A 12,746-nucleotide genomic window follows, 5' to 3' on the forward strand; every position below is an offset into this window, starting at 1 on the left:
TTCCGGCTGGGTCCGCCGGGGAGCAACGTACAATGGCCCGGTCCCCGCGCACCGCCTGCCGCTTCACATCTTGTTCGGCATTGCAGCGGCCAGCTGGCGGGGCAATGGCAGCAATGGCCCAGTCACCTTACGAGCAACTAGAGCAGGAATGGCGTCGGTTACACACCTTTCGCGGCGCGCTATCGCTGCTGCGCTGGGATGCGGCCGTGATGATGCCGCGGGGCAGCGCCGATGTGCGCGGCGAGCAGCTCGCGACACTCGAGTCCGAATGCCATGCCCTGCTCACTGCGCCGAAGGTTTCAAGGTTGCTCGAGCGCGCGGAAGCCAACCGGCAGTGCCTCGAGGACTGGCAAGTGGCCAACCTGCGCGAAATGCGCCGACAACGCGATCACGCGATTGCGCTGCCGGTCCGGCTGATCACGAGGCTCGCGAAGGCGACGGCGGCCGCCGAGGCCGGCTGGATCGGCGCCCAGCAGTCCGGATTTGCGACGCTGGTGCCCCTGCTGGAGGAGGTGTTGCAACTCACGCGTGATCGGGCGGCGCTCCTCGGCCAGGCGCTCAATCTGCCGCCTTACGACGCCTTGCTCGATCTGTACAGCCCGGGCATCACAGCCGACGAAGTGGAGCAGATCTTTCGCGCACTCGGTCGCCGATTGCCGCAATTGATCAACGAGACCATCGTGGCCCAGCAACGCGACCCGGCGCTCGCCCTGACTGGCAAGTTCGCGCCCGGCAAGCAGCGCCAGCTCGCCATGGAAGTCATGCGCGCGATTGGTTTTCCATTCGATCGCGGCCGGCTCGACGAGGCACCGCATCCGTTCACGGAGGGCGTGCACGGCGATGTGCGTGTCGCCACGCATTTTCGCAACACGGATGTCTTCCACGGCCTGCTCGGCGCATTGCACGAAACCGGGCACGCGCTCTACGACATGGGGCTGCCACGCGAGTGGCGGGACCAGCCGGTCGGTCGCGATCGCGGCGTCGCGCTCGAGCAGAGCCAGGCGCTGCTCCTGGAGATGATCGTCGCGCGAAGTCGCGCATTTGTCGCCTATCTGCGGCCGCTCCTTGGCAAGTATTTCGACGTCAGCGGACCGGAGTGGGAGCCGGAGAACATCTACCGGCAATTGACCCGTGTGCAGCGCAGTTGCGTGCGTATCGATGCCGACGAGCTCACTTACCCGGTGCACGTCATGATACGTTTCGAGCTGGAGCGAGAGCTGCTCGATGGCAAGCTCGCGGTACGAAACCTTGCCGAAGCCTGGAATGCGGCCATGGAGTCGCGCCTTGGTGTGCGCCCGCAAACGGATGTTGAAGGCTGCCTGCAGGACGTTCATTGGGCCCTGGGTTCGTTCGGGTATTTTCCCGCCTATGCCCTGGGTGGTGTGATCGCCGCGCAGCTCAACGAAGCGATGCGGCGCGACCTGCGTTCCCTTGACAGCGAGATCGCGAACGGCGATTTTCGCAATATGTACGAGTGGCTTGGCAAGAATGTCTATATGCACGGCGCACGCATCCCGATGCCGCAGTTGCTGAAGGAGGCAACCGGCAAGCCGCTGAGCGCGGCAAGCGCCGTGCGCTACCTCGAAGCCAAGTACCTGGATGTCGACAAGGCGCAAGGCAGCGCCGCCGCATGATTCCCTTACCCACCCGTGTTGCTCCGGCGCGGATCCCGGAGTCTGCCGGCGTGTTGCCGCGAGCGTGCAGAGCGCCCGCGATTCCCATGTCGCGTACGGCAACGAGATTGCAGGCGCAGCTGCGCGGACTCGTCGGCAAGGCGATTGCCGAGTACGGCATGATCGAGCCGGGCGATCGCGTCATGGTCTGCCTCTCGGGCGGCAAGGATTCCTACACCCTGCTCGATGTGCTGCTGTCCTTGCAGCGCAGCGCGCCGGTGCATTTCGAGCTCATCGCCGTGCACCTTGACCAGAAGCAGCCCGGCTACCCTGTCGATGTACTGCCGCGATACCTTCGCGAGCACGGTATCGCGTTCCACGTCATCGAGCAGGACACGTATAGCGTCGTCAAGCGGGTGATACCCGAAGGCAAGACGATGTGCGGGCTTTGCTCGAGGCTGCGCCGTGGCGCCCTGTATCGCTATGCCCGCGAGCAGGGCATCGACAAGATCGCACTCGGCCACCATCGCGATGACATCGTGGAGACGCTTTTTCTGAACATGTTCTTCGGGGCGCGGCTGAAGGCCATGCCGCCGAAGCTCCTCTCGGATGATGGTCGCAATGTGGTCATCCGGCCGCTTGCCTTCGTCGCCGAGAGGGACATCGCCCGGTACGCCCGGGCGCGGCGCTTTCCGCTCATTCCTTGCGATCTATGCGGTTCGCAGCAGCAGTTGCAGCGCGCGGCCATCAAGAAAATGCTCGCCGATTGGGAACGACGGTCGCCCGGTCGCGTCGAATCCATATTCAATGCGCTGCGTCATGTCGAGCCGTCGCAACTGGCGGATCCGCGCCATTTCGATTTCGCCTCGTTGCGCGCCGAAAACGGGGTCGATGCATGAGTTCGCCTGCGCTCGATTTGCCATTGCATAATTTCTACTGGGTCGTGCACGGCCGACTGCTGGCCGGCGAGTATCCGGGCGGCAGCAGCGATCGCGAGACCCGCAGCCGTATCAATGCATTGCGCGATCTCGGCATCGACTGCTTCATAGATCTCACCAGGCCCGGGGAGCGCGAGCCCTACAACGCCTTTTTACCGCGCGAAGTCGAATACCAGCGCAAACCCGTCGGCGACCACGGCATTCCGGGCCAGGCGGCCGAAATGGCCGAGATACTCGAGACCATCGAAGATGCACTCGGCCGCAATCGCCGCGTATACCTGCATTGCCGGGCAGGCATCGGGCGCACGGGCATGGTCGCGGGTTGTCATCTGGTCGAGTCCGGCATGAGCGGCGCCAATGCGCTCGACGAACTCAATCGTCTGTGGCGCCAGTCGCCGCGCTCGGCGAGCTGGGACTACGTGCCGGAAACGCGCGAGCAGTGTGACTACGTGCGCAACTGGGCAGGCATGCGCGATGTACTGCTCGAAGGCGCCACCTTGCAGGCAGCCAGCCGTTTGCGCGACCGCTTCCACGGTGCGCTGGTTGGCCTCGCGGTCGCCGATGCATTGGCCGCGGCCACCCAGTTTCGCGCGCCGGGTGGTTTTGCGCCGGTTGGCGACATGATCGGCGGCGGGCCTTTCGATCTGCCGGCTGGCGCGTGGAGCGACGACACTGCGATGGCCCTGTGCGTCGCCGAGAGCCTGCTCGAGTGCAACGGTTTCGATACGGCGGACCAGATCGAACGACTGACGCGCTGGCAGCGCGAGGGGTATCTGTCGGCTACCGGTCAGTGTGTCGGCATCACCTCCGGTGTCGCTCGCGCACTCGCCGCAGCCAAATGGCGCCAGCGACGCTTCACGGGATCCTTCGATCCGACGCAGCTCGACCGCGAGCCCATGTCGCGGCTTGCGCCTGCCGTGATGTTCTGCCTGGCGAGTGCCGATGACGCCATGCGCATGGCCGAGAATGCCACCAGGCTGACCTGCCAGGCGCCGTTGGTGCTCGATGCCGCGAGGCTGGTCGGCGCCATGCTGCATGCGGCGCTGTCGGGCGCAGGCAAGACGCGAATACTCGCGCCCGATCCGCGGCTGTTCCAGCCCGCCTTGAAGCCCGAGCTCGCCGAGCTCGCTGCCGGTGGATTTCGCAGTTTCGATGGGGCACGAGGGCGTGGGCCGCAGACACTGCTCGAAGTACTGGCCGCGGCGCTCCTCGCCTTCGAGCGCAGCGCGAACTACCGCCAGGGCGCACTCGAAGTGATCAACCTCGGCGGCGAAAGTGACATCGCCGGCGCCATCTACGGCCAGCTCGCCGGCGCCCACTGGGGCATACGCGCCGTGCCGGCCGCCTGGCGCGCCGGACTCAAACGTATTGAAATGATTGAAGAATTCTGCGATCGCCTGCTGGCCCTGGCGATGCTGGGCCTGGCCTAGGCGCGCGCCCGGCCGACCCTTGTGAAAGAGCACGCCGAAGCGGGCTAAAATAGCCGGGTTCCCGGTTCTGGAAATGCCATGCGGCAGATGTGGCCCGAGCATGGCGGTGATCATTGACATGGCTGAAACGACACGACAGCACTCGCGCCGAGCGAGGCGAGGGCAAGACGACGCACGGCCGCTGACGCGCCAGGCGCTGTCGCGTTTGTCCGACGACGAGCTGCTCGATCTTCGTTTCTGCGATCTGCCCTTGTCCCTGCGCACGGGCCGTCTCGCGCACGCGATCAGGCGGTTGCGCTCCGAGCTCACATCGCGGGGATTGCGTGTGCAGCCACGCATCTGGATCGCGGACGAGTGGTTCACACCGGATGGCATCGTGGGCTTCGCGGTGCCGTTTTATCTGGCTCATCCGCGACTCGCCCGGCTCGAGCGCCGCATGATGGGCGAAGTCGAAGGCGGCAATGGCAGCTGGCTCATGCGCATCCTGCGCCACGAGACCGGTCATGCCATCGACAATGCCTTCCGGTTGCGCCGGCGCCGTCGTTGTCGCGACGTGTTCGGACCCGCAAGTCGTCCGTATCCGGACCGTTATCGCGCGAGGCCGGGCAGCCGCCGCTACGTGCAGCATCTGGGTGACTGGTACGCCCAGGCGCATCCGACCGAGGATTTCGCCGAGACCTTTGCAGTCTGGCTGCAGCCGCGTTCGCGTTGGCGCAGCCAGTACGCCGACTGGCCAGCGATCGAAAAGCTCGAGTTGATGCAGGAGTTGATGAGCGCCTTGGCGGGGCGCAGTCCCGCTGTGCACAGCGACGAGACAATCGACAGTTTCGCGAGTGACCGGCGCACGTTGCGCTCGCATTATCGTCGCAAGCAGGCGCGTTATCGCTTTTTTCGCGCACAGGCGATCGATGATCTGCTGCGCGACAACTTCGCAGTTGCAGTCGAGGGCGACGCACGCCAGCGTACGGCAGCGTTGTTGCGCAGCGCCCGCGCGTCACTCACGCGGCGGATTGCCGACGAAACCGGCGTGCCGCGCTATACTGTCCGGCAGATACTGCGCACGGCAATCGAGCGCAGCGACGAATTACGCTTGTGTGTCGATGGTTCGCAACGCGAGGCGCGGCAGGTCGCCGCGGCCATACTGCGGCGTCTGGTGGTCATTTATTCGCGAGGCGAGAGTTACTCCGTGACTTTATGAAGCGGCTGCGCGTGCTCGTAGTCGTACACTCGAGCCTCGTGCCTCCTGACAGCCTCGACGGTTACTCCGACAAGGAAATCAGCGAGTGGCGTACCGAGTACGATGTCATTTCCACCCTCAAGGCGGCCGGTCACGAAGTCCGCTGCCTGGGTGTCGCCGACAGCCTCACCGAGCTTCGTAGCGCAATCCAGGACGAAAAGCCCGAGATAGTTTTCAACCTGCTGGAGGAATTCGACGGCATCGTCACCTACGACCAGCACGTCGTCGGTTTCCTCGAGCTGATGCGCCAACCCTACACGGGCTGCAATCCCCGCGGATTGCTGCTGTCGAGGGACAAGTTCCTGTGCAAGCAGCTGTTCGCCTATCACCGCATTTCCTCGCCGCAGTTCGCGGTCTACCGGCGCGGCCAGCGCGTCACGGTGCCGAAGCGTGTCAAGTTCCCGCTGTTCGTCAAATCGATCCAGGACGATGCATCGCTCGGCATCGCCCAGGCCTCGGTGGTGGAGAGTGCGGCGGAGCTGCGCGAGCGCGTGCAGTTCGTGCACGAGCAGATCGGTTCGGATGCGATCGTCGAGCAATACATCGAGGGGCGCGAACTTTATGTCGGTGTGATCGGCAACGAACGCCTGACCTGCCTGCCGGTGTGGGAGATGGTTTTCGGATCGCTTCCCCAGGCACTGCCGGCGATCGCAACGCGCAAGGTGAAATGGGACAAGCGTTACCAGAGCAAATACGGCATCACGACTCACGCCGCGGCGGATCTGCCCGCAGCAGTGGAGGACCGGCTCGCGCGCACCAGCCGGCGTATCTATCGAGCCCTTGGTCTGTCGGGTTATGCGCGCATGGATTTCCGGCTCGATCGCGATGGCCAGATCTATGTACTCGAAGCCAATGCCAATCCGAACCTCGAGGCTGACGAGGATTTCGCCCAGTCGGCGCTGGCAATTGGTACCCGCTACAAGGATCTGCTCGACAAGATCCTTTCTCTCGGACTCTCATACAAGGCAGAATGGCGCAATGTCTGACATCGCCCGGCGCGCGTTGCGCGTATTGACACTAGGTCTTGCCGGTGCGCTTGCCGCCGGCTGCGCCAATCAGCAGGAGCTCGGTCGCGAGCAGCTCGCGCAATTGCTCACCTGGTATCCGGGCCAGTATGACAATCGCGCCCAGTTCGAGGCGCAGGGCAGCGCTAAGCGCCGCGAGCACATCGTCCTGCACATTCAACGCATTTACGCACCGCGCATCGGCCGCAATGTGTATTTCGAGCGCGAGCTGTCGGCGGACAATCCCGAGCGCATGGTGGGCGAGCGCATCGTCTCCTTCGACGTGGCCGACGATGGACGCATCGTGCAATCTCAGTACCGGTTCACCGACCCGGGCCGATGGCGCGGCGCCGCGTCGAACCCCGACATGTTCAAGGCGCTCATCGACACCGACTTCGAACCCCTGTCGGGTTGCGAGCTCGAGTGGCAGCGGCGCGACGAGCTGTTCGTCGGCGAGAACGACCGCAAACGCTGTCGCGCAACTTCATCGAGCACGGGCGAAACGATGTTGGTCGAGCAGCGTGCTGAGCTTGGCGTCGATGAACTCGCGCTCGGCGAGATCAGTTTCGATGCGGCGGGCAGGTTGGTCGCCGGTGATCCGAACGACCCGTTCTTCCGCTTCCAGAAAATGCACGCCCGCTAGCGCGGGCGGTATTCATTTGAGATGGCGATCGAGCCAGGCGAGCACCTCACCGTACCACTGCACGCTGTTCGCGGGCTTCAAGACCCAGTGGTTCTCATCCGGGAAGAACAGGAGACGGCTCTCGATGCCCCGTCGCTGCAAGGCCGTGAAGGTCGCGAGACCCTGGGTATAGGGCACGCGATAGTCGTTGCGGCCGTGTGATACCAGCATGGGCGTGCGCCAGTTTTCGACGAGACTGGCGGGGTTGTATTTTTCGTAGTTGCCGGGGACCGCGAAGTACGGCCCACCGTTCTCCCATTCCGGAAACCACAGTTCCTCGGTGCTGTAGTACATGCTGCGCTGGTCGAAAATTCCGGCGTGATTGACGATGCAGCGAAATCGATCCGGCCACTTGCCCGCGATCCAGTTCTGCATGAAACCGCCATACGAGGCGCCGAGCGAGCAGACTTGATCACCATCGAGCCACACGAAGCGCTCGAGCGCTGCCGCCAGGCCTTTTTGCAGATCCTCTAGAGGCTTGTCACCCCAGTCACCGCTGATCGAATCGGTGAATGCCTGGCCGTAGCCCGTCGAGCCGTGAAAGTCGATCATCACCACGCCATAGCCGCCACCAGCGAAAACCTGTGCATTCCAGCGATCGTTCCAGATGTTCTGAAAACTCCCCTGCGGGCCACCGTGAACGACGAAAGCGACCGGGAAGCGCTTGCCCTCGGTATAGCCATGGGGCCTGACGACATAGCCATGAACAGTCTCGTTGTTCCAGCCGCTGAAAGTGAACGGCTCGGCAGCCCCGAGCGAAATACCGGCGAGGCGATCGTCATTGACCGTGCTCAGCCGCGTCGCCGGCCCCCGGCCGAGCCAATAGAGGTCGGCCGGATGCACGAGTGAGCCCTGGGTCACGATGATGCCACGCGGACCCGCCGTGAAGCCGCCGACCTGGCCGTCACCGGTGAGCGCGGTGACCTTGCCGCTGCCGATGTCGACCTTGAACAGGCGATGTTGCCCCAGGTCGTCGGCGACGGCGAGCAGGCTCTTGCCATCGGTGCCACGGGCGAGTGTCGATACGGAACGATCCCATTGCGGCGCGACTTCACGCGTCTTGCCGCTGCGCTCGCGCAGCATGATACCGAACCGGTCTGACTCGAATCCGGGCCGGCGCATTGCCAGGTAGGCGAGATCGCCATTGGCAAGGTACACGGGTTCGCTGTCCCAGGCAGGATTGTCGGCGGTGAGATTGCGGGGCGCCCCGCCGCCGGCGGCGTCGACCTCGTAGAGATCGAAGTTGGTCGACCAGGCCTCGCTGGCATTCGCGAGCCGCGCGCTGAATATGACACGTTCGCCGTCATTCGACAGCGTGTATTCCTCATCGCCGCCGAAAGGGCGCGATGGCACGTTGGCCGCCACGGCGGCAGACAAAGCAACCGGCTGCGAGAGTCTCCCATCCGCGCCAATCACCGCGCCGAAGAGCTGCGAGCGCTTGCCGTCATCCCAACTGTCCCAGTGGCGCACGAACAGCTGATCGTGTATCTCGCCGGTCGCTTGCTTCGCCGTGTCTTGTTTGCTGCGCTCCGCGGTGCAAGCGAGGTCGGCGCAGTCGGGATACACATCGAGGCTCATCACCACCCGCGAACCGACCGGCGCCAGTTTGAAGGTGCCGACATCGACCGGCAGCGAGGACACTGCCTGCGCTTCGCCTCCCCTCGGGGAGATTCGCCACAGCTGCGTGCTGCCAGAGCGCGCCGAGAGGAAATACAGATAATTGCCATCCGCCGCCCAGCGCGGGCTCGTGTCGTTGGCCGGGTCGGCCGTAAGGCGCCGCGCCGGCGCGGATTTCTGCGTGAGGTCCTGCAGCCAGATATCGGAGCGCCGCTTGTTGGCCGCCTGGTCGAGTTCGCTCACGACATAGGCCAGCCAGCGTCCGTCGGCCGACAGCTGCGGATCGCTGATGCGCGCAAGGCCGACCAGGTCGGCTGCGGTAAAGGCGCGGCCCGCGGCGCCGGCGGCTGACACGCCCGCGGCCGCGCTCAGCACCATCAGGACATGGCTCGGCTGGATACGCATGGTCAATCTCCCGGATTCGTATTGCCGATAGTTTACGCTAGCGTATGCGCGGCGAGTTACGGGCCATCTGTTTCGATCTCGACAACACCTTCTGGGACGCCTGGCCGGTGCTCGAGCGGGCCGAGCAATGCCTGCAGGACTGGCTGCTCGCGAATATGCCGCGCCTGGCCGCGCGTTATCCACTCGCCGCGCAGCGCGATCAGCGTCTGCAGCTCGCGCGGGCAAATCCGCGACATGCGCATGATGTGACCTGGTTGCGCAGCGAATCCTTGCGCCGGCTGGCTGTCGAATGCGGCTATGGCGCCGATCTCGCCGCGGCCGCTTTCGCCGTCTTCCTCGCCGAACGCCAACGTGTGGAGATCTACACCGATGTCCACCTCGCCCTGCCGCGACTGCATGGCCGGATGCGCCTTGCGACATTGACCAACGGTAATGCCGACCTCGAAGCGATCGGACTCGCCGGGTACTTCGAGCAGGTCCTGACGGCGCGCGATGTGGGCGCCGCGAAGCCCGATGCCGAAGCATTTCTCGCGGCAGCGAACCGGCTTGGCATTGAACCCGCGCGTATCGCCTATGTTGGCGATGAGCCGATGGTCGATGTGGTAGGCGCCCGCGCGGCCGGCATGCGCGCGGTATGGATCAATCGACTGGACAAGCGCTGGCCGGAGGAGCTGGTTCCGCCCGATCTGCAGGTCCGCGACCTCGATGAACTCGCGGACCTGCTGTTGTGACAACGAGCGTCAGTCACGAATCGCGCTGAAGAGATAGTTCGTCTTGCTTTGTGCGGCATGGCAGCCAAAGCAGGCTTGTGCGGCATTGTCCGCGACGACGCGTCGATCACGCGCACCCTGCGCAAAACCCTCGAAACCCCAACCGCCGGTTGCGGCGTAGCGCGCGCGATTCCGGTGCATAACCCCCAGCACCTTACGGTCGCCCTCGACGATTGCGCCGCCTTGCTCGTGCGCGTCCAAAAGATCGAAAACGATAACCGCGCCATCGGCGAAGTGTCCGCTGCGATAGCCGGCCACGGCTTTTGTATTTGCGTACAGATGGTGAATACCGCCGAAACTCGAATAGAGCGGATGGCCTTCTTCGATAACCATGCTCTTGATATGGCGCCAACTGCGATAGTCGGCCGGGTAGGGCACCTCGGTGCCGCTGCCGGCGAGGCTGGCCGTCGCAACGAGCAATGCCGCTGTCCACAGGTATTTGTTCATGGGCTTGTACCTCGATGATGCTAGGATGGAACGGCAAGCGTAGTCGCGCCCCTGCAACCGCAATAGTCCGCGCGCAACGGTGCGGTACGTACTTTCCGGTGCAACTTGATGTCGTCCCAGAAAAAAATTAAGGCAACCGATCCTTCCCCTGTGGCTCGCATGGTGGAAGATGTGGTCGGTTGCAAGTGGTCGTTATGCGTGCTCGACCTGGTCAGCCGCGGTATCAATCGTCCTGGCGCAATGCAGCGCAGTGTTGTTGGCCTCAGCACGAAGGTCCTGAACGAAAGACTCCGCAAATTGGTGCGCTTCGGTGTTCTCGAGCGTCAGGCATTCGCCGAAGTACCGCCGCGCGTCGAGTACCACCTGACAGATCTGGGCGTCCGCTTTCGCGGACTCCTGGATGCGATCGAGGAACTCGAGCGTGACTTTCCGCGCCGCGCATTGGCGGCGAAACCGCTGCGCAGGCGCGGCTGAAATCAACGGCTATCAGTCCGGCAAGGCCCGGCCGCGCGTTTCGATCACGATGAAGGGCGAGAGCAGGAGCATTGCGAGCGGAATCAGCGCGACCCATTGCAGGGTGTCGAGCAGCACAGCGCTCGCGCCACCGGCACGCGCTGCCACTGCGCCAACGACCAACGGACCTGCGGCCGCAACAACCCGCCCGACGTTATAGACAAAGCCACTGCCGATGCCGCGCAACCGCGTAGGAAACAACTCCGGCAGGTAGAACACATAGGTGCTGAATATTCCGTAGACTCCGGCGCCGACACCGAAGAGCAGCTTCATCCGCACCGGCGCTGAAATATCAAGGCCGAAGGCAGCGAGCAGAGCAAGCGCCGAGAAACCGAAATAAAGCATGTACATCGGCCGCCGGCCGAAGAGCTTGGCGAGCGGAATGGCGGCGAACGTGCCGATCAGGCCGCCGAAATTGAACGCATTGGATGCGCTCGCCTTCCAGCTCTCGGCGAGCAGGCGGGCCGCGGTCGCATCCAGTTGATGGGCCGCCGCGTATTCGCCGGCGAGCGTCGCGCCGAGCAGCGGCAGGAACGCATTGCAGGCCCACCAGGTCAGCAGGCCGGAAATCGACAGCGCGAATCCACACAGTGTCGCCCGGCGCATGCCCGGGGCGAACAGCTGGGCGAAGGAGGCTCGCGGCGCGCTCCGTTGACGCCGCCAGTGCTCGCTTTCGCGCACGAAGCTGCGGATCAGCAGCACCAGGAGCACGGGCGCGAGTCCGCAGAGGAAAACGTAGCGCCATGATTGCTGCGGTTGGTCGGCAAACCACACGCCCGCGACCTGGTAGTTGACGACGCTCGCGAGCACGATGCCAAGTGGCGATGCGGTCTGCAGCAGTGTGCCGGCCTCGACCCTGCGCGACTCCGGTACGGTCTCCGCGACCAGGATGGCGCCGACAGCCCACTCGCCACCGATGCCGAGGCTCGCCAGCGCGCGGAAGACCACCAGCTGTGTGATATCGGTCGCGGCGGCGCACAAGGTGGTCCCCAGGGCATAAAGAGCGATGGTGATCAGCAGCGCGCGCTGCCGGCCATGACGATCGGCAACCCAGCCGAACAGTACGCCACCGCCCGCCCATCCGACCAACAGCAGTGCCGAGAGCAAACCAGTCCAGAAAACCGTTGCTTCACGGGCCGCTGGCGATCCGGCGGGCAGTTGCAGCAGCGCCGGTATGCAGTTCGGTGCCACGAAGTTGAAAAGCAGCGCGTCGAAAACGTCGAAGCCCCAGCCGGCCCAGGCAGCAATCAGCACCAGCCACTGGTAGGAAGTGAGATCGAGCCAGCGTCGTGTGGGAGCGTCACTCATGCGCCATCGCCCGGCACTCGCATGCCGGCACTGCCAATCGTTTTTGTTGAACCAGGCCGCAATCTTCACACATGGCGCCGCTTTCATGGCCGGAAATTGCTGCCCGGGTCACAGACCGGGTGCAGACGACGCGCTCAACTGCCGATGACTTCATTGCAGGAGGCGTCGACCCTATGACCGTCAAGAGGGTTCCAAATCTGCAGGAATACTTTCGCGATGCCGTGCATTCGGCACTGCAGAATCAGCATGTCGATGTGCAGGACCACACCGAGTACTACCTGGTCAATCTGCTGACGCTGTTCGCACGTAGCGAAGCACTGTTTGTCGAAGGATCGGACGGACCACGAATTCCGCCGCTGGTGGTGATGTTGACCCAGGCGCTCGAGGCGCAGACGCGACAGGAAAAATTTCGCGGCCTACAGCGCCTCGGCGATGTGTCACTGTTCATGGCCGGCTTCTTCGCGCACGGCTTTGCCCGCAAGCTCGTCGATATCGACTATCACATTTCCATGGGCGGTCATGCGTATGCCACGCTCGCGCAGAATATCGATGGCCCAAGCGCCGCCGCGCTGCGCGATGTGTTCGCCGAACTGGCTGCCAAATTCCAGCGGCTCGTCGACGCTCTGAACGAAATCAGCGATAGCGCGCGCCAGTTTTCGGATCAGGACGTGTTGCGCCTCTACGAAGTGTGGCTCAAGACAGGCAGCACGCGAGCGCAAAGCCTGCTCGGCCGGCTCGGCGTCGTGCCGGCAGAGTCAGCTCGCAGCCGATTCGCCCACTGA

12 protein-coding genes are annotated in these 12,746 nt (G+C 64.0%); 9 read left to right on the top strand and 3 right to left on the bottom strand.

Annotated elements, in window-relative coordinates; translation table 11 throughout:
• Positions 1–113 precede the first annotated feature (113 nt).
• The 6 genes from R3E77_02890 (at position 114) to R3E77_02915 (ending at position 6,865) form a co-directional block, all read left to right on the top strand.
• A complete protein-coding gene (locus R3E77_02890; GenBank protein ID MEZ5498358.1) occupies positions 114–1,634 on the top strand; it encodes a carboxypeptidase M32 in 1,521 nt (506 codons plus the stop codon).
• Positions 1,635–1,720: 86 nt separating this feature from the next.
• Positions 1,721–2,512 carry a tRNA 2-thiocytidine(32) synthetase TtcA gene (ttcA, locus tag R3E77_02895; GenBank protein MEZ5498359.1) on the top strand — a complete coding sequence of 264 codons (792 nt, stop codon included), beginning with the start codon at positions 1,721–1,723 and terminating at the stop codon, positions 2,510–2,512.
• Entirely contained in the window at positions 2,509–3,981 is a 1,473-nt protein-coding gene (locus tag R3E77_02900) for an ADP-ribosylglycohydrolase family protein (protein MEZ5498360.1), read from the top strand. The genes ttcA and R3E77_02900 overlap by 4 nt, the downstream gene beginning before the upstream one ends.
• Before the next feature lie 118 nt (positions 3,982–4,099).
• A complete protein-coding gene (locus tag R3E77_02905) occupies positions 4,100–5,179 on the top strand; it encodes a putative zinc-binding metallopeptidase (GenBank protein MEZ5498361.1) in 1,080 nt (359 codons plus the stop codon).
• Positions 5,176–6,204 (top strand): hypothetical protein, encoded by a 1,029-nt coding sequence (locus R3E77_02910; protein MEZ5498362.1) that lies wholly within the window; start codon positions 5,176–5,178, stop codon positions 6,202–6,204. Before R3E77_02905 ends, R3E77_02910 begins: the two co-directional genes overlap by 4 nt.
• A complete protein-coding gene (locus R3E77_02915) occupies positions 6,197–6,865 on the top strand; it encodes a chromophore lyase CpcT/CpeT (protein ID MEZ5498363.1) in 669 nt (222 codons plus the stop codon). Before R3E77_02910 ends, R3E77_02915 begins: the two co-directional genes overlap by 8 nt.
• A 12-nt stretch (positions 6,866–6,877) precedes the next feature.
• On the opposite strand, the gene R3E77_02920 is transcribed toward R3E77_02915, so the two are convergent.
• Positions 6,878–8,926 (bottom strand): S9 family peptidase, encoded by a 2,049-nt coding sequence (locus R3E77_02920; GenBank protein MEZ5498364.1) that lies wholly within the window; start codon positions 8,924–8,926, stop codon positions 6,878–6,880.
• A 44-nt stretch (positions 8,927–8,970) separates the two neighbouring features.
• Between R3E77_02920 and R3E77_02925 the strand changes: the two genes are divergently transcribed.
• Positions 8,971–9,657 (top strand): HAD family hydrolase, encoded by a 687-nt coding sequence (locus R3E77_02925; GenBank protein MEZ5498365.1) that lies wholly within the window; start codon positions 8,971–8,973, stop codon positions 9,655–9,657.
• 9 nt (positions 9,658–9,666) lie between these two features.
• On the opposite strand, the gene R3E77_02930 is transcribed toward R3E77_02925, so the two are convergent.
• Entirely contained in the window at positions 9,667–10,143 is a 477-nt protein-coding gene (locus tag R3E77_02930) for a cytochrome P460 family protein (protein MEZ5498366.1), read from the bottom strand.
• Positions 10,144–10,302: 159 nt separating this feature from the next.
• Here R3E77_02930 and R3E77_02935 point away from each other — a divergent pair, with 159 nt between their 5' ends.
• A complete protein-coding gene (locus R3E77_02935; GenBank protein ID MEZ5498367.1) occupies positions 10,303–10,617 on the top strand; it encodes a helix-turn-helix domain-containing protein in 315 nt (104 codons plus the stop codon).
• Positions 10,618–10,629: 12 nt separating this feature from the next.
• On the opposite strand, the gene R3E77_02940 is transcribed toward R3E77_02935, so the two are convergent.
• On the bottom strand, positions 10,630–11,964 hold the full coding sequence (locus R3E77_02940) for an MFS transporter (GenBank protein MEZ5498368.1): 1,335 nt from the start codon (positions 11,962–11,964) through the stop codon (positions 10,630–10,632).
• A 173-nt stretch (positions 11,965–12,137) separates the two neighbouring features.
• On the opposite strand from R3E77_02940, the gene R3E77_02945 reads away from it, so the two are divergent.
• Entirely contained in the window at positions 12,138–12,746 is a 609-nt protein-coding gene (locus R3E77_02945; GenBank protein MEZ5498369.1) for a hypothetical protein, read from the top strand.

It is taken from the genome of Steroidobacteraceae bacterium, from assembly GCA_041395505.1.
Classification (GTDB): Bacteria; Pseudomonadota; Gammaproteobacteria; order Steroidobacterales; family Steroidobacteraceae; genus JAWLAG01.

Bases quoted from the DNA above. Each gene is read 5' to 3' on its own strand.
- R3E77_02890 (MEZ5498358.1), top strand. From the start codon at position 114: ATGGCCCAGTCACCTTACGAGCAACTAGAGCAGGAATGGCGTCGGTTA.
- ttcA (MEZ5498359.1), top strand. From the start codon at position 1,721: ATGTCGCGTACGGCAACGAGATTGCAGGCGCAGCTGCGCGGACTCGTC.
- R3E77_02900 (MEZ5498360.1), top strand. From the start codon at position 2,509: ATGAGTTCGCCTGCGCTCGATTTGCCATTGCATAATTTCTACTGGGTC.
- R3E77_02905 (MEZ5498361.1), top strand. From the start codon at position 4,100: ATGGCTGAAACGACACGACAGCACTCGCGCCGAGCGAGGCGAGGGCAA.
- R3E77_02910 (MEZ5498362.1), top strand. From the start codon at position 5,176: ATGAAGCGGCTGCGCGTGCTCGTAGTCGTACACTCGAGCCTCGTGCCT.
- R3E77_02915 (MEZ5498363.1), top strand. From the start codon at position 6,197: ATGTCTGACATCGCCCGGCGCGCGTTGCGCGTATTGACACTAGGTCTT.
- R3E77_02920 (MEZ5498364.1), bottom strand. From the start codon at position 8,926: ATGCGTATCCAGCCGAGCCATGTCCTGATGGTGCTGAGCGCGGCCGCG.
- R3E77_02925 (MEZ5498365.1), top strand. From the start codon at position 8,971: ATGCGCGGCGAGTTACGGGCCATCTGTTTCGATCTCGACAACACCTTC.
- R3E77_02930 (MEZ5498366.1), bottom strand. From the start codon at position 10,143: ATGAACAAATACCTGTGGACAGCGGCATTGCTCGTTGCGACGGCCAGC.
- R3E77_02935 (MEZ5498367.1), top strand. From the start codon at position 10,303: ATGGTGGAAGATGTGGTCGGTTGCAAGTGGTCGTTATGCGTGCTCGAC.
- R3E77_02940 (MEZ5498368.1), bottom strand. From the start codon at position 11,964: ATGAGTGACGCTCCCACACGACGCTGGCTCGATCTCACTTCCTACCAG.
- R3E77_02945 (MEZ5498369.1), top strand. From the start codon at position 12,138: ATGACCGTCAAGAGGGTTCCAAATCTGCAGGAATACTTTCGCGATGCC.